The organism is Pandoraea cepalis (assembly GCF_902459665.1).
Classification (GTDB): Bacteria; Pseudomonadota; Gammaproteobacteria; order Burkholderiales; family Burkholderiaceae; genus Pandoraea; species Pandoraea cepalis.
In genome coordinates this window covers 73,689-90,616 of the sequence record NZ_CABPSL010000004.1, presented here as the reverse complement: position 1 = coordinate 90,616, position 16,928 = coordinate 73,689, and the positions used below count along the sequence as shown (strand labels likewise).

General features: G+C 63.8%; 14 protein-coding genes. 8 read left to right on the top strand and 6 right to left on the bottom strand.

The annotated features are described in order from the left end of the window. Window positions 1-103: 103 nt before the first annotated feature. The 3 genes from clpX to tig form a co-directional block, all read right to left on the bottom strand. On the bottom strand, window positions 104-1,384 hold the full coding sequence (gene clpX, locus PCE31106_RS07765; protein ID WP_017234150.1) for an ATP-dependent Clp protease ATP-binding subunit ClpX: 1,281 nt from the start codon (window positions 1,382-1,384) through the stop codon (window positions 104-106). Between the two features lie 236 nt (window positions 1,385-1,620). Then, a complete protein-coding gene (clpP, locus tag PCE31106_RS07760) occupies window positions 1,621-2,274 on the bottom strand; it encodes an ATP-dependent Clp endopeptidase proteolytic subunit ClpP (RefSeq protein WP_026131988.1) in 654 nt (217 codons plus the stop codon). 126 nt (window positions 2,275-2,400) lie between these two features. Continuing rightward, window positions 2,401-3,741, bottom strand: a complete 1,341-nt coding sequence (gene tig, locus PCE31106_RS07755; RefSeq protein WP_017234152.1) for a trigger factor — start codon at window positions 3,739-3,741, stop codon at window positions 2,401-2,403. Window positions 3,742-4,145: 404 nt separating this feature from the next. On the opposite strand from tig, the gene PCE31106_RS07750 reads away from it, so the two are divergent. The 7 genes from PCE31106_RS07750 to PCE31106_RS07720 all read left to right on the top strand — a co-directional run bounded on the left by PCE31106_RS07750 (window position 4,146) and on the right by PCE31106_RS07720 (window position 14,305). Beyond that, the gene (locus PCE31106_RS07750) at window positions 4,146-5,015 is read left to right on the top strand and encodes a TetR/AcrR family transcriptional regulator (protein WP_051060198.1); all 870 of its coding nucleotides are present in this window, start codon (window positions 4,146-4,148) and stop codon (window positions 5,013-5,015) included. Between the two features lie 182 nt (window positions 5,016-5,197). Then, window positions 5,198-7,696, top strand: coding sequence for an acyl-CoA dehydrogenase (locus PCE31106_RS07745; RefSeq protein ID WP_437343804.1), 2,499 nt, complete (start codon window positions 5,198-5,200; stop codon window positions 7,694-7,696). 45 nt (window positions 7,697-7,741) lie between these two features. Further along, window positions 7,742-9,193 carry a 3-oxoacyl-ACP reductase gene (locus PCE31106_RS07740; protein WP_150562932.1) on the top strand — a complete coding sequence of 484 codons (1,452 nt, stop codon included), beginning with the start codon at window positions 7,742-7,744 and terminating at the stop codon, window positions 9,191-9,193. Between the two features lie 2 nt (window positions 9,194-9,195). Next, complete coding sequence (locus PCE31106_RS07735; protein WP_150562931.1) at window positions 9,196-10,143, top strand: MaoC/PaaZ C-terminal domain-containing protein; 948 nt, start codon at window positions 9,196-9,198, stop codon at window positions 10,141-10,143. Next, complete coding sequence (locus tag PCE31106_RS07730) at window positions 10,140-11,459, top strand: acetyl-CoA C-acetyltransferase (RefSeq protein ID WP_150562930.1); 1,320 nt, start codon at window positions 10,140-10,142, stop codon at window positions 11,457-11,459. Before PCE31106_RS07735 ends, PCE31106_RS07730 begins: the two co-directional genes overlap by 4 nt. Before the next feature lie 117 nt (window positions 11,460-11,576). Beyond that, window positions 11,577-13,292: an AMP-binding protein gene (locus PCE31106_RS07725; protein WP_150562929.1), complete on the top strand. Its 1,716-nt coding sequence runs from the start codon at window positions 11,577-11,579 to the stop codon at window positions 13,290-13,292. A 14-nt stretch (window positions 13,293-13,306) separates the two neighbouring features. Continuing rightward, window positions 13,307-14,305 (top strand): DUF1571 domain-containing protein, encoded by a 999-nt coding sequence (locus PCE31106_RS07720; protein ID WP_150562928.1) that lies wholly within the window; start codon window positions 13,307-13,309, stop codon window positions 14,303-14,305. Between the two features lie 184 nt (window positions 14,306-14,489). Here the strand turns inward: PCE31106_RS07720 and minE are convergent, their stop codons facing one another. From minE to minC, 3 genes are read right to left on the bottom strand one after another with little or no spacing between them, the layout of a single operon-like run. Beyond that, entirely contained in the window at window positions 14,490-14,744 is a 255-nt protein-coding gene (minE, locus tag PCE31106_RS07715; RefSeq protein WP_017234160.1) for a cell division topological specificity factor MinE, read from the bottom strand. Window positions 14,745-14,753: 9 nt separating this feature from the next. Next, complete coding sequence (gene minD / locus PCE31106_RS07710; protein WP_017234161.1) at window positions 14,754-15,569, bottom strand: septum site-determining protein MinD; 816 nt, start codon at window positions 15,567-15,569, stop codon at window positions 14,754-14,756. Between the two features lie 43 nt (window positions 15,570-15,612). Next, window positions 15,613-16,365 carry a septum site-determining protein MinC gene (minC, locus tag PCE31106_RS07705; protein ID WP_017234162.1) on the bottom strand — a complete coding sequence of 251 codons (753 nt, stop codon included), beginning with the start codon at window positions 16,363-16,365 and terminating at the stop codon, window positions 15,613-15,615. Between the two features lie 349 nt (window positions 16,366-16,714). On the opposite strand from minC, the gene PCE31106_RS07700 reads away from it, so the two are divergent. Continuing rightward, window positions 16,715-16,903 (top strand): hypothetical protein, encoded by a 189-nt coding sequence (locus PCE31106_RS07700; RefSeq protein ID WP_017234163.1) that lies wholly within the window; start codon window positions 16,715-16,717, stop codon window positions 16,901-16,903. Window positions 16,904-16,928 lie beyond the last annotated feature (25 nt).

Genomic DNA, 16,928 nt, shown 5'->3' with positions numbered 1-16,928 from the left:
TAAGTTGCACCGCTCGGGGTTTCATTGCCCGCGGCACTAGTATGAAGGAAAAAAAGCCGTCCATGTTTCCATGAACGGCTTCGGGTAGCGCTGAGTTGACCGTTCAATTGGAGCCGGCAACCTTGGGCGACTCCTGGTAAATCAAAAGCGGTTTTCCGTCGCCGCTGATCGCGTTTTCGTCGAGGATCACCTTGGTGACGCCCTTTAGCGACGGGAGCTCGTACATCACTTCGAGCAAGGCCTGCTCGATGATCGAGCGCAAGCCGCGCGCGCCCGTCTTGCGCTTGATGGCCTTGCGCGCCACCGCGTGCATCGCGGCCGGCCGAATCTCCAGTTCCACGCCTTCCATCAGGAACAAGCGCTGATATTGCTTGACCAGCGCGTTCTTGGGCTCGACGAGGATCGTCACCAGCGCGTCCTCGTCAAGCTTGCCCAGCGTGGCAACCACCGGCAGACGACCGATCAGCTCCGGAATCAGGCCAAACTTGATCAGATCTTCCGGCTCGACGTCACGCAGCAACTCGCTGGCGTCGCGCTCTTCACCGGTCTTGACCGTTGCACCGAATCCGATGCCTGTCTTCTCGGTACGGTTCATGATGATCTTCTCGAGACCATCGAACGCTCCGCCGCAGATGAACAGGATGTTCGTCGTGTCGACCTGGATGAAATCCTGGTTCGGGTGCTTGCGACCGCCTTGCGGCGGCACCGACGCCATCGTGCCTTCGACCAGCTTGAGCAGCGCCTGCTGCACGCCCTCGCCCGACACGTCGCGCGTAATCGACGGATTGTCCGACTTGCGGCTGATCTTGTCGATTTCATCAATATAGACGATGCCCTTCTGCGCCTGCTCGATCTCGTAATTGCAGTTCTGCAGCAGCTTCTGGATGATGTTTTCGACGTCTTCCCCCACGTAACCGGCTTCGGTCAGCGTGGTGGCGTCGGCAATCACGAAGGGCACGTTGAGCAGGCGGGCGAGCGTTTGCGCGAGCAATGTCTTGCCCGAGCCGGTCGGCCCGATGAGCAGGATGTTGCTCTTGGCGAGTTCGACTTCGTCGCGCTTGTCGCCGAGGTGCTTCAGTCGCTTGTAATGGTTGTAGACCGCCACGGCCAGAATCTTCTTGGCACGGTCCTGACCGATCACATACTGATCGAGACTCTCGCGAATTTCCAGCGGCGACGGCAGATCGGACTTGCCGCCGCTGCCGCTCTCGTCTTCGGCCGCAGCGGCCTCGTCGCGGATAATCTCATTGCACAGATCGATGCACTCGTCGCAAATGAAGACCGACGGCCCCGCGATGAGCTTCTTGACCTCGTGCTGACTCTTTCCGCAGAACGAGCAGTAGAGCAGCTTTTCGCCGTTGGAAGTGCTTTTTTTATCCACCATATCTGTGTCAGCCTGCTAGCAATTTGCGCCCCGGTCGTCCCCCGCCGGGGGCGGCAAACGCGGCATACGTGAATCCCATTGTAACGCCATGCCGTGCGAGCGTGTGACCCAGCCGCATCGGTAATAATTTCCCTTTTACGACAAAGACTTGGCACGAACACCTGGCTTTCAAAAACGACACCGCCCGGTGTCGCGCCAACCTTTTGTCGTTGCGCGCTCTCGAACTCGAAACCGAATCAGGGACGCTTTTCGAGCACGCGGTCGATCAACCCATACTCGACGGCATCGGCCGCCGACTTGAAGTTGTCGCGATCGGTGTCGCGCGCGATGACCTCGAGCGACTGGCCGGTGTTGTCGGCCAACAGTCGATTCAACCGATCCTTGAGCAGCAGGATTTCCCTGGCGTGGATCTCGATGTCCGACGCCTGACCGCGAGCGCCGCCCAGCGGTTGGTGAATCATGATGCGCGCGTTCGGCAGCGCGAAGCGCTTGCCCTTCTCACCGGCCGCCAGCAGAAATGCGCCCATGCTCGCCGCCATGCCCAGGCACAGCGTCGAGACCGCCGGCTTGACGAACTTCATCGTGTCGTAAATCGCCAGGCCCGCCGAGACGGAACCGCCCGGCGAATTGATGTACATCGAGATTTCCTTGTCCGGATTTTCGCTCTCGAGGAACAGCAACTGTGCGACGACGAGGTTGGCGCTCTGGTCGTTGACCTCGCCCACCAGGAAAATGATGCGCTCCTTGAGGAGTCGCGAGTAAATATCGTAAGCGCGCTCGCCACGACCACTTTGCTCGACGACCATCGGCACGAGGCCAAGGCCTTGCGTCTCGAGTGCGGAGTTGTACGTCGGGGAGGCGAGTTGGGCGAGCAATTCGGAACGGGTAATCATATCGGTTCGACCCTTCTATCGAGATGGTTTTGCGCGCCGCAGGGAGGAGGCCCGGAGGCCATTTGGAAAAGAACCGCCACGGCATTGCGGCCGCGGCGGTTCAATCGGTCGTGTCGCGTTCGATCAGGCTTGCGAGTTGCCGGCCAGCTCTTCGAAACTGACCTGCTTGTCGGTCACCTTGGCCTTACCCAGGACGAATTCGACCACGTTGTTCTCGACGACGAAACCTTCCATTTCCGCCATGCGCTGCTGATCGCCATAGTACCAGCGGACGACTTCTTGCGGGTCTTCGTAGCTCTTCGCGAACTCTTCGACTTCGGCCTTGATTTGCTCCGGCTTGGCTTGCAGGTCATTCTGCTTGACCAGCTCGGCCAGAATCAGACCCAGCTTCACGCGACGCTCGGCTTGCTCCTTGAACATTTCCGCCGGAATCGGCACGTTGCCGGCGTTCGGCACGCCGCGTTGCGTCAAATCCTGACGGGCCATTGCCACCAGGCGCTCCTGGTCCTGTGCGACCAATGCGTTCGGCACGTCGAGCTCCGACACCGAGATCAGCGCGTTCATCACCTGATCCTTGAGCAAGGCCTGCGTACGACGCTTCACTTCGCGCGACAGGTTTTCCTTGATATCGGCGCGCATCTTTTCCATGCTGCCGTCAGCGATGCCGAGCGACTTGGCGAACTCGCCGTCGACTTCAGGCAGGTGCGCCCACTCGACCTTCTTCAGCGTCACGGTGAACGTAGCGGTCTTGCCGGCCACTTCCTTGCCGTGGTACTCGTCGGGGAACTTGAGTTCGAAATCCTTCGAATCGCCCACCTTCAGGCCCAGCGTGGCCGTCTCGAACTCAGGCAGCATGCGGCCTTCGCCCAGCACGAACACAAAGTCTTCGGCGCTGCCGCCGGCGAACGCTTCCCCGTCGATCTTGCCAACGAAGTCGACCGTCACGCGGTCGCCGTCCTTGGCTTCGACCGAGCCGCCGTCGCCGTGGGCGCCGACTTCGCCGCGCACGTGGTAGTGCACGCGCTGCTTGCGCAGGATGTCGATGGTGCGGTCGATCTCGGCTTCCGAGACGTCCGTCGTGGTACGGCTCACCTCGGCCGTGGCCAGGTCACCGATCTTGACTTCCGGGTAGATCTCGAACGTGGCATCGAATGCGTACTCGGCCTCGCCCGCATCGACCTTCGGCGCGAAGCGCGGCTGACCCGCGACGCGCAGATCCTGTTCCTTGCTGATGTCGAAGAATTGCTGGCCGACCTTGTCGCTCACGACTTCGGCTTCGACCTGACCACCGTACTGCTGGGTGACCATCTTCAGGGGCACCTTGCCCGGGCGGAAGCCCGGCATACGCACCGTCTTCGACAGCTTCTGAATGCGTGCCGCAACTTCTTTTTCGACTTCCTGCTTGGGCAGGGCGATGGTAAAGCGACGCTCGAGCTTGCCGAGGTTTTCAACAGCGATAGTCATGAGGATATTCGTCCTTCCAGAGGGTCGTTCTGTGTTGCGGCGAGGGAATGCCACAAGCGGACCCTGTCAGTTAATCAACCTTGGGCCGGAACCGACGTTGCGACGCCGGCTTCCCTCCGCCCCCGACATGCGGGGTAGCGCCAAAACGGTTTTGAACACAAAGCGGAACATTTTAGCAAACTATTGCCCCGCCTCCAGACTTTCCGCCCCGATATCAGGGAAATCGGACCATTTTGCCTTCACGTGCCTTCCCGACGCCGCCCGCCCTGCCGGGCATGTCGCAACAGGTCGGTACAGGCCGGCATTACGCTTTAGAGGATCGCGTCCAGAAAAAGATCTTGGGGGAAGCCCACTTACGGCTTAGGATTCATTCGTACGTTTGAATGAAACATCGGTTCCATCCGATGGCGCGGCCTCGCGCCGCATCACACTGGAGGTGCTTCGTGAGCCCACGCCTTTCCGCCGGCCGGCACGTCGGCGACACCAAGCTACGCATCCTCGATGCCGCAGAAGACCTTTTCATCGAATACGGCTACGAAGCGATGTCCTTGCGTCAGATCACGTCGCGAGCCGACGTCAACCTGGCCGCCGTCAACTATCACTTCGGCAGCAAGGAGACCTTGCTCCAGGCCATGTTGGCGCGTCGGCTCGACCGGCTCAACGACGAGCGGCTCGCGCTGCTGACGCGCGCCGAAGCCGAGTGGCCGGCACCGCAGCTCACGTGCGAACACGTGCTGGGGGCAATGTTCATCCCCGCCCTTGCCATCTCGCATCATCGCGATATCGGCGGCCCGGCGTTCCTGCGCCTGCTCGGGCGGGTGTACGCCGATCCGTCGCCGTTCATCCGGGACTATTTGCAGCAGCATTACGCCCCCGTCTTCGAGCGCTTCTTCGACGCCTTCGCCCGCGCGTTACCTGAGCTGCCGCGCCAGGAACTGGGCTGGCGTCTGCACTTCGCGCTTCAGGCCCTGTCCGGCGTGCTCGCGAGCAGCGACACCGCTCGACTGATCGACACGTTCGCCCAAGGCCAGGCGATGGGCGACCTGCAGGTCGTGGCACGGCTCACGGCCCTCATGGTCGCGGCGCTCAGGGCGCCGATGCCGGGCGAGGAACAACTGGCGAGCTTCGCCGACGTCTTCGCGCTGGCGAAGGCCGCGGACATTACGCCGCCACGCGACGCCGGATACGTCGCCGCCCCGCCCACGACAACCGCAGAAGCGAATGCCGCGCCTCGGATCCCCGGCGCCGACGACCGCTCCCTCGCCAATGCCTGAATACCGATCACCGACAGCCGGAGAAGGTCCGAGCCAGTCGACGACGATCGAACACGAAGGCCAAACCTGAACAGACGCCCGAACGCCAATCGGGAGGCGAGGCCCAATCGACGCTGAGGCGTCCCCGACCGGTGCTACGGCACCCCCGGCCGGGAGGATGAACCGAGAGGGAGGACAGCATGATGGCTCTATGGATTCTTGCGTGGGTCGCGGGCGTAAGCGCCCTGCTCTTTTATCGTGCGCACGCCTGGCAGTGGTTGTTGGCGACTGTGGTGTGGGCGGGCGCAGGCGCGGTGAGCGGGCTGACGGGGACGGTGGCGACCGTCTTACTCGCCGTCATCTTCGTCTTGCCGGCACTGGTCCTCAGCATTGGCCCGCTGCGGCGCGCTTGGATCACCGCACCGCTGCTCGCCAAATTCCGCACGATCATGCCGGAGATGTCCGAGACGGAGAAAGACGCCATCGAAGCCGGCACCGTCTGGTGGGATGCGGATTTGTTCTCCGGCCGTCCCGACTGGAAAAAATTCATGGCGCTGCCCGCGCCCACCTTGTCCGCCGAAGAGCAGGCCTTCCTGAACACCGAGGTCGAACACCTGTGCGACCTGTCCAACGACTGGGAAAGCACCCAGGTCTGGCAGGACCTGCCGCCAAACGCATGGCAATACGCGAAGGATGCCGGCTTTCTGGGAATGATTATCCCCAAGCGCTACGGTGGCCTCGAATTCTCCGCGTACGCGCACTCTCAAGTGGTGATGAAGCTCGCTTCGCGTTGCTCGGCGGCCGCCGTTTCGGTCATGGTGCCGAACTCGCTCGGCCCCGCCGAACTGCTGCTTCACTATGGCACCGAAGCCCAGAAGAACTACTATCTGCCGCGCCTGGCGAAGGGGGACGAAGTCCCTTGCTTCGCACTCACGAGCCCATACGCGGGCTCGGACGCCGCCGCCATCCCCGACGTCGGCATCGTCTGCCGAGGCGTTCACGAGGGCCGCGAAACGCTTGGGTTCCGTGTCACGTGGAGCAAGCGCTACATCACCCTGGGGCCGATCGCGACGGTGCTCGGCCTCGCCTTCCGAGCCCTCGATCCCGACCATCTGCTCGGTGACGACGACGCCCCAGGCATCACCTGCGCACTGATTCCCACGCACCATCCGGGCGTGGTGATCGGGCGTCGCCACTGGCCGCTGAACGCCGTCTTCCAGAACGGCCCGAATGCCGGCAAGGACGTCTTCATTCCGCTCGACTGGGTGATCGGCGGGCAGGCACAGGTCGGCAAAGGCTGGCGCATGCTGATGGAATGTCTCGCGGCGGGCCGTGCAATTTCGTTGCCCTCCTCGAACGTCGGCTACTCGAAGCTTGCCGTGCGTGCCACGGGGGCTTATGCGGCGGTACGGCGTCAATTCCGCACGCCGATCGGGAAGTTCGAAGGGGTGCAGGAGGCGCTTGCGCGCATGGCCGGCAACCTTTACGCGATGGACGCCGCACGCCGCATGGCAGCGCTCGCCGTCGATCTTGGCGAGAAGCCCTCGGTGATCTCCGCCATTGCGAAATACCACGTGACCGAACGCGCCCGCAAAGTGGTCAACGACGGCATGGATGTCGTCGCGGGCAAAGGCATCTGCATGGGCCCGAACAACTTCCTTGCCCGCGCCTACCAGCAGATCCCGGTATCGATCACAGTGGAGGGCGCCAACATCATGACGCGCTGCCTGATGATCTTCGGTCAGGGCGCGATCCGCTGCCATCCGTATGTGCTCAAGGAGCTGAGCGCCGCGCAAATGGCGGATCGAGCGGCGGCCATGCACGCCTTCGACGACGCCCTCTTCGGCCATCTGAGCTTCGTCACGAGCAACATCGTGCGCGGTGCCCTGCACGGCATCACGCATGCGCGCTTCTCCACCGTGCCGTCGAACGCCGCGCCGGAGTTGCATGGGTACTACCGCGCCGCGAATCGTCTATCGACGCTGCTCGCCATTGCATCCGACGTCTCGATGGCGGTGCTCGGCGGCTCGCTCAAGCGGCGCGAGCGCCTCACGGGGCGGCTCGGCGACATCCTCTCTCAATTGTTCCTGTTGACGGCGACGCTCAAGCGTTACGAAGACGAAGGCCGCCCCACCGCCGATCTGCCACTGGTGCACTGGGCCGCGCAGGACGCGCTCTGGCAGGCACGCGAGGCGTTCGAAGGCGTGCTTGCGAACTATCCGTCGCGCGCCGTCGCCTGGTGGATGCGCTGGAAACTCATGCCGCTCGGCCTGCCCTATGCCAAACCGTCCGATGCGCTGGCCACTCAGGTCGCCGAGTTGATGCAAACGCCGGGCGACGCGCGCGAGCGCCTCATCACCGGCAGCTATTCGCCGCGCCCCGAAATCGACGGTCTGGCTTACGGGGAGATCGTTTTCCAGATGACGCCGCAGGTCACCGCCATCGAGCAGCGTTTGCGCACGGCGGTCAAGGAGGGCCGCCTGCCGACGATGCCCCAAAGCCTGCCTGAATTCTCCGAGTGGGTGGAGCAGGCCGCGCATCTGCATCTCGTGAGCGACGGCGAGCGCCAGGTGCTGGCGCAGTACGCCGACTTTGCGGCGCGGGCCGTGGCCGTCGACGATTTCCCGCCCGACTTCGGTCGCCTTGCCGACATGCAGCACGCCCAGCAACAGGAAGCGGCCGACGAAGCGCTCACGCCGTGAGCTCGTCCGCCTGCCGTTGCCTATCACTCTGAGGATTTCCGCGCCGTGACGACGTCCGACCGATATCTGGCTTTCGCCAACTCCGCCGTGGGCAGCCGCCTGGCCAATGCGCTGGGGCTACCGCGCCCCGTGCCGCTCGAGCGGATGCCGTCGCGCGACGACAGCCGCACCGAGGCAGACACCGATGCGTCGCCACGCGCCATGCCCACACCGCCCGCGGTCGTGGGCGGCGCGGGCGACGCCCCGCTGTTGCCGGACCTCGCACGAGAGCTGCATCGGCTCGGCATGTCTAGCCTTGCGCACGCCGAGCGACTCGACTGGATCTCGCACGCCAACCAGGCGGGTACGATGAGCGGACGCTTCAATCCCAGCGAAGGCGTACGTGCCAAGGCGTTGCTGTTCGATGCGAGCGCCATCGCCAGCACCGACGGGCTCAGCGCGCTCTATACGTTCTTCCATGACACCCTCGCCTGCCTCGACCGATGCGCCCGCGTGCTCGTGCTGGGCGTGCCGCCCGCGCTGGCACCGACACCCCAGGCCAGCGTGGCGCAGCGCGCGCTCGAAGGCTTCGTGCGATCGCTCGCCAAGGAACTCAAGCGCGGGGCCACGGCGCAGTTGCTCTACGTCGCGCCGCACGCTCGGGACGCCCTGCACTCCACGCTGCGCTTCTTTCTCTCGCCGCGCGCCGCCTACGTAAGCGGTCAGGCCATCACCCTGCAAGCGCCGGTATTCACAACGCCGCCGACTCACGACGATCGTCCACTCGCCGGACAGGTCGCCGTTGTGACAGGCGCGGCGCGCGGCATCGGCGAAGCGATCGCCACCGTGCTGGCACACGACGGCGCGCATGTCGTGTGCGTCGACATCGCGCAAGCACAGAGCGCGCTCGAGGCTGTGGCGATGCGTCTCGACGGCAGCGCGCTCACGTGCGACATTGCCGCGCCCGAAGCGGGGGCGACATTGCTCGCGCATCTGGCCACGCATGCGCCACACGGCCTTGACATCCTCGTGCACAACGCCGGCATCACGCGCGACAAGACGCTCGTGCGCATGAGCGAAGCGCAATGGCAGAGCGTGCTCGACATCAATGTCGGTGCGCCGCAACGCATCAATCAGGCGCTGCTCGATGCTGGGGTGCTGCGCGCCAACAGCCGGATCGTCGGTGTGGCGTCGATCAGCGGCATTGCGGGAAATCGGGGGCAGACCAACTACGCGGCGTCGAAGGCGGCGGTGATTGGCATGATCGAAGCCTGGTCGCCGGTGCTCGCCGAGCGCCACATCAGCATCAATGCCGTCGCTCCCGGCTTCATTGAGACGCAGATGACTGCCGCTGTGCCGTTCGCCATTCGCGAAGCCGGGCGCCGGATGAACTCCCTCGGCCAGGGCGGCCAGCCGGTCGACGTGGCGCAGGCCATTGCCTGGCTGGCGCACCCCGCATCGGGCGCATTGACCGGACAGGTGGTGCGCGTGTGCGGCCAGAGCCTGCTAGGTGCATGACCATGCCCAACGACCGCCCTCGCGATCCGCTTGGCAAGGCGTTGCCGTCGGACGCCGGGCTCGCCCCGATCGACGTCACACGCCTGCCCTCCCCGCACACGCTGTTTCTGCGGGCACTGCTCTCGTCCCGCAAGCCAGCGAACGCGCAACGGCTCCCACCCTTGGCATTCGCGCGACGCAATGTCACGCTCGACGCCGACGCCATCGCCCGTTACGCGCGCTTGTGCGGCTTCACCGCGGCGCACGGGGTGCCACCCACGTGGCCGCATCTGCTCGCCTTCCCGCTGCATATGTTGCTGATGACCGACCGCGCATTTCCGTTCGCCATGCTCGGCATGGTGCATCTGGATAATCGCATTCGTCAGCACGCTTCGCTCACGCCGGGAGAGCGGCTCGATCTGGATGTCCGGTGCGGCCCGCTGTTCGCCCATGACAAGGGACAGGTCTTTACGGTCCTCACCACGGCGCGACGCGATGGGGTTGTCGTGTGGTCGGGAGAGAGCGGATACCTGCGCACCGGTGTGCCCGACCCGCTCGGCGCACCGTATCGCGCCGCGTTGGGCGCCGACCCATCGCTCGCGAAGACCGCCGCATGGCATGTGCCGGGCGACCTTGGCCGCCAGTACGCGCGGGTGTCCGGCGATTACAACCCGATCCATCTCTGGCCGGTCACGGCCCGGCTGTTCGGCTTTGCGCACCCCATCATTCACGGCATGTGGAGCTTCGCCCGAAGCCTAGCGGCCGTGTTACCGGCCGACGCGCCCTGCCTCGATCTGCTCGTGGAGTTCAAAAGGCCGCTGCCGCTGCCGGGGGATGTCACGCTCTGGCGCGATGCTCGCGGCGGCGCCTTCGAATTGCGCGACGCGGCAGGCACGGTGCCCCATCTGCGCGGACGGTGGCAACACGCGCCGACCGTGTCGGCTTCTCCCCTCGACTCGGACCTTTCATGAGCGCCTTCACGCCTACCGCGCCGGCCCCCGCCTTGCGCCGCGTTGCCATTCTCGGCGGCAACCGCATCCCGTTTGCGCGCGCCAACACGGCATACGCCACCGCGTCGAATCAGGACATGCTCACCGCCGCGATTCAGGGACTCGTCGACCGGTTTGCGCTGCATGATCAGCGCCTGGGGGAAGTCGCCGCGGGGGCCGTGCTCAAACACGCGCGCGATTTCAACCTGACGCGCGAATCCGTCCTGTCGACGACGCTCGCCCCGCAAACGCCCGCCTACGATGTTCAGCAAGCGTGCGGCACGGGCCTCGAGGCCGCCATCCTGACCGGCAACAAAATTGCGCTCGGCCAGATCGACGTGGCGATCGCCGGCGGGGTCGACACCGCCTCGGACGCCCCGATCGCCGTGAACGAGACACTGCGCAGGATTCTGCTGGAGGCCAACCGACAGCGCAGCGCTGGGGGCAAGCTCGGTGCGCTAGCGAAGGCGCGTCCCGGCATGTTGTTCAAGCCGGCGCTACCTCGTAACGGCGAACCACGCACCGGGTTGTCGATGGGTGAGCATTGCGAGCAGATGGCCAAGCGCTGGCAAATCGAGCGCGCCGCACAGGACGAACTCACGCTCGCGAGCCATCAACATCTGACCGCCGCGTATGAACGCGGGTTCTTCCTCGATCTGATGACGCCGTTTCGCGGCCTGCAACGCGACAACAACCTGCGCCCCGACGTCACGCTGGAGACCTTGAACGCCCTCAAGCCGGTGTTCGATCGCAGTGCCGCGGGCACGCTCACGGCGGGCAACTCGACCCCGCTGACGGACGGCGCCTCGTGCGTGCTGCTCGCGAGCGAAGACTGGGCACACGCGCACGACATTCCCGTGCTCGCTTATCTGACGTACTCGCAAACCGCGGCCGTCGACTTCTTTCATCCCGATGAAACCCGGCGCGAAGGACTGCTCATGGCGCCGGCGTACGCCGTGCCACGCATGCTCGCCCAGGCCGGCCTCACGCTGCAGGACTTCGACTTCTACGAAATTCACGAGGCGTTCGCGGCGCAGGTGCTTTGCACATTGAAAGCGTGGGAAGACCCGCAATACTGCCGCGATCGGCTGGGCCTCGCCGCGCCGCTGGGCACCATCGAGCGGCAGCGGCTGAACGTGAATGGCAGTTCGCTTGCCTGCGGGCATCCGTTCGCGGCCACCGGTGCACGCCTGCTTGCCACCCTCGCCAAACAGCTCGCCGAGCGTGGCGGCGGGCGTGGCCTCATCTCGATTTGCGCGGCCGGCGGACAAGGCGTGGTCGCCATGCTGGAACGATAACGCAGACGACGTTACAGGGGCAGTCACAAGCACGGCCCCGCCGCAGCAGGCGAGTCGCCAACAGAGCCACCGCCTGATCTCGGGTGCCCGTGCCAAAAGACCTCAAGGGAGACAACGATGGACTCAGCTGTTCAGCACGAACGCGTGTGGCTAGATGCTTACCCGCCTGGCGTTCCCGCCGACATCGATACGACACGCTACACGTCGCTGGTGCAGGCGTTCGACGAATGGATCGACAAGTACCGCGAACGCATTGCGTTCGTGAGTCTGGGGAGCGAAATCACCTATGGCGAGGTCGCCCGCCAGGCGTATGCCTTTGCCGCGTGGCTGCAAGCCCACGGCGTGCAGAAGGGAGAGCGCGTGGCGCTCATGATGCCCAATTGCTTCCAGTACCCGATCGGCCTGTTCGGCACGCTGATCGCCGGGGCCGTGGTCGTCAACGTCAATCCCCTGTACACCGTTCGCGAACTCAAACATCAATTGCAGGACAGCGGCGCACGTACGATCGTCGCGTTTGAGAACTTCGCGAAAACCGTGCAGGACGCGATCCCTGGCACCGAGGTGCGCCACGTGCTCGTCACGCAGATCGGCGACTTGCTCGGCACCGGCCTGAACGTCAAGGGACGCCTCGTCAACTTCCTCATGCGGCGAATCGCGAAGCAAGTGCCGCCCTACGATCTTCCGCAGGCGATCCCGCTGCGCCGAGCGCTCGCCGAGGGCGCAAAGCACACGCCTGCGCCGGTGCCCCTCGCGCGCGACGACCTCGCCTTCCTTCAATACACGGGGGGCACGACCGGCGTGGCCAAGGGGGCGATGCTGACGCACGGGAACGTGCTGGCCAACCTGTTGCAAACCGAGGCATGGGCCGCCGGCCAGCTCGACGGCGACATCGAGGTGAATCTGTCGCTGCTGCCCATGTATCACATCCTGTCGCTCACGGTGAACTGCCTGGTGTTCATGAGCCTGGGGGGGCGCAACATCCTGATTGCAAATCCGCGCGATGTGAAGAAAGTCGTCTACATCATCCGCAACGAGACATTCACCGGCGTCACGGGCGTGAACACGCTGTTCAACGGTCTGCTCGAGAACCAGGACTTCTGTGCGCGCGACTTCTCCCGGCTGAAGCTCTCGCTTGCCGGTGGCATGGCAACGCAACGTGCCATTGCCGAGCGATGGAAACAGGTCACCGGCAAGCCGATCATCGAGGGCTACGGCCTCACCGAATGCTCGCCCATCGTCACGATGAACCCGGTCGACCTCTCGCATATGGACGAGGTCGATTTCACCGGCTCCATCGGTCTGCCCGCCCCGTCGACCGACGTGCGCTTCAAGCGCGATGATGGCACGTGGGCCGATCTCGGCGAGCCGGGGGAGTTATGCGTGCGGGGGCCGCAAGTCATGCGCGGCTATTGGCAGCGCCCGGAAGACACTGCCAACACGTTCGACGCCGACGGCTGGCTGATGACAGGTGACGTCGGTGTGATGGACGCGCGCGGTTACGTACGGCTCATCGACCGCAAGAAGGACATGATTCTCGTGTCGGGTTTCAACGTCTACCCGAACGAAATCGAGGACGTCGTGATGCTTCACCCAGGGGTTCGGGAAGCCGCGGTGGTCGGCGTGCCCGATCCGGTTGCCGGCGAGCGCGTGAAGCTCGTGGTCGTCGCAAAAGACCCCGGGGTGACCACCGAGATTTTGCTCGCCCACTGCCGCGAACACCTGACCGCGTACAAGGTGCCGCGCATCGTCGAATTCCGTGACGGCGAACTGCCCAAGTCGACCGTCGGCAAGATTCTGCGGCGCGAACTGCGCGCGCCGCTCGGTCACGCGTAAGGGAGACGAACAACATGCACAAGCACCACGCGTTTCACGCCGGCCGCCTCGGCCGCATCGCACTGGCCATCGCCTTGACACCCACGGTGCTCGTTGCCGGCGCGCTGAGTGCGTCGAATGCCCTCGCCCAGAGCAACGTCTCGTCGGATGCAGGCCTATCGGCGGTCACGTCCTCCGCCCCTGCGGCACCGCCCACGCCCCACGCGACGGCAAACACCGCTGTCGCGGATGCCGAGGTCGCCAAGCTGGCCGCCATGCCTGTCGCCGCGCAAGCCCAATGGCTGTCCCACACGATCAAGTCCGGCGAGTTGGCGAAGCTGAGCGACGACCAGATCGTCGCTCGCATGCAGGCGATCCACGCCGACGCGCTCGTGCGGTTTCTGAAGACGGAGTCGGCCGCGCTGCCCGAATACCAGTACGAGCTAACACGTCATGAACGTATCAATGACCAGTGGCAAACCACGCCCGACCGCATGCTCGTGAAGATTCGCGAGACGCCGTTGCAGATCTATGCGAAATGGCTGCCGGGCGGCGCCCACGCGGGTCAGGAAATCATTTATGACGAGACGAAGCATCCCAAGGAGATGTACGGCCATCTCGGTGGCATTTTCGGCTTCGCATCGATCTGGAGCAGTATCGACGGCCCGCTTGCGCGCTCGCAGTCCAACCACACCGTGCGCGATCTGGGCTTCGCGTTCATTGCCGAGCGAATTGCGCACGACGGCCGCAGCTTCCACGCCGAGGGACTCCCCGCGACGCCCGCAAGAATTTCGGTATCCGAATCGAACGGCATGCGCATGCTAGCTCTGGAATGGGACGCCCCCGCCGGTCCACCGCAACATTACGCGTACAAGTCGCGCGTGCTGCTCGACCTGACGACCGGTCGTCCGCGCGGTATCGAAGCGTGGAATGCGTCGGGACAGAAGGTCGAGGAAATGCGCTTCGAGAAGGTGCGCAAGGCCTCGTGGACCGACGCAACGTTCGATCCGAAAAATCCCGACTATAAGTTCTGATTGCCCACTTGATGTCGGCGACGACTGGCACCGGTGGATCGCATCGGTGTGACGGTGCGCGACAAATGAACGACGAAAGCCCGCTGCCTCTGAACGGAGGTGGCGGGCTTTCGCCCATGCGCACATCGGATGCCGGCATCCGCGAGGTCGCGAGCTCGCAGCAACGCCGGCCTGCCGGGGCCGATCAGGTCTGCGGCAGTTCGATCTTCACTTCGAGCACTTCCAGGTTGTCCTGGTGCTCAACGCTGACCTTGATGTCGTCTTGTGCGATCTTGACGTACTTGGAGATGACGGCGACCAGCTCACGTTGCAACGCCGGCAGGTAGTCCGCCGGCGGCGACGAGCCCGCGCGTTCGTGCGCCAGAATGATCTGCAGGCGCTCTTTGGCGACGGAAGCGGTCTTTTTCTTCTCCCCCAGGAGGAAAGACAGGAATGACATGGGCACTCCTTACTTCGAGCCGAAAATACGCTGCAACAGTCCCGGCTTTTGATAGTCGGTAAAGCGCATTGGCTTGTCTTCGCCCTTGAAACGGCTCACCACGTCGCGATACGCGTCAGCCACGTCGGTGCCGTCGAGATGAATGGCCGGCGTGCCCTGGTTCGAGGCATGCAGCACAGACTCCGACTCCGGAATCACGCCGATGAGCTTGATTCGCAGGATTTCCTGAATGTCGTCGAGCGACAGCATCTGACCGTCGTTGACCCGCTTCGGGTTGTAACGCGTGATGAGCAGGTGCTCCTTGATCGGCTCGCCGCCCTCGATGGCGCGCTTCGTCTTCGACGAGAGAATGCCCAGAATGCGGTCCGAATCGCGCACCGACGACACTTCGGGGTTCGTCACCACGAGCGCCTCGTCGGCGAAATGCATGGCGAGCAGCGCGCCCGATTCGATACCGGCCGGCGAATCGCACACGATGTATTCGAATCCCATGTCGGCCAGATCCTTGATGACCTTCTCGACGCCGGCTTGCGTGAGGGCGTCCTTGTCGCGCGTCTGCGACGCGGGCAGGATGAACAGGTTCTCGCAGGCCTTGTCCTTGATGAGCGCCTGATTGAGGTTCGCTTCGCCTTGAATCACATTGATCAGGTCGTACACGACGCGGCGCTCGCAACCCATGATGAGGTCGAGATTGCGCAGGCCGACGTCGAAATCGATGACTGCCGTCTTGTGCCCCTGCAAGGCGAGGCCGGCGGAAAAGCTGGCGCTGGTCGTCGTCTTGCCGACGCCACCCTTGCCAGAGGTCACCACAATCACTTTTGCCATCTGTCGATGCCTTCCCAAACTTGAGGATGAATTTAGCTACGAATCATTTGAGCCCGAGGGGCTCGAAAATCAGTTTGTCGTCTACCAGCCGCACCTGCACCGAACGCCCCTGCACATCAGGCGGCAGTGCATGCTCACCGGTCCGGTAGATACCGGCGATGGAAATCAGCTCGGGCTCGAGGCAGGTACAGAAGATGCGAGCATCGAGCTTGCCCTTCACGCCTGCCAGCGCCCGCCCCCGCAGCGGTGCGTAAATGTGGATATTACCTTCCGCGATCACCTCGGCCCCATAACTGACCAAATCGAGGATGATCAGATCGCCCTTCGCGTAGACCTGCTGGCCCGAACGCAACGGCTTGTCGATGATGGTCGAAGGGACGGCAACGGCGTCAGGCACCACCGGTTCCGATACCGCCTGGGCTGGCTCGACCGCCGTCTCGGCTGGCGCCTCGCTCTCCCGGGCCGGACGCGACAGGCGCCGCTCGTGGCTGTCGAGCCGTGGCAGTCCTTCCACCACCGCCCACTCGGCTTGCTCGGCGTTGGCGACCACCCCGATCGGCTTCATGCGGAATTCGGCCAGCATGTCGGCCAACGCGGGCACGGCAACGCGCTCGTCGCCGGTCAGGCGTCGAACGTCGATGGCGACCGTGTCGCCGGCAAAAAACTCCGGGGTCGCTTCGAAACGTTGCGACAGTTCGGTGCGCAGCGTCTCCAGTTGCGGCGTCTTGACCACGAAATGCAGGGTATCGATGGCACCGCTGCGTAACTCGAAGTACGGGGTTTTCTTTTGCGGCATGTCAGGTTGTTGTGCGCGAATTGCTGGCAAATTGGGCCATTCTACCGTCCCTTGACGAGACGCCAACCGCAAATCAACGGGTCGCCTCCGTCATTGACGGGAAAATCACCGTTATCGCATTGCAGCATTTTGTATCATGAACCAACGGTTCCGACAGTAAGGAACGGGGGCTGCTGACATGCCAGTGACATGAGGAAGGGCTATGCTGGCAGTGGGAAAGTGTCGTAAGAGACGTGCTGCGAAGCAGCATCGAAAGTGCGAATTTTGTCGCGCAAGTGCCATATTCGTGACCTATCCTTAAATTCCCTGACGAGGGACCCCCTGTGGAACCGCAAACCGGGAGACGACGATGCTGAGTCATCATGAATTTGCCACCCTGATGCTGGTCAAGGACGCTCCTGAGCAAGTGGAGCATGATCGCCTGGACCTCGAGTCATTGCTCGAAAGCAAATTGATCGAATGGGAAGAGTTGGCGTCGGGTGAGAAGTCCCCGCGACTGACCGTCCAGGGCAAGTATGTCCTTCAGGCCGTTGCCTGAGCGCCCAGCGTGCTGTTGAGGTGTC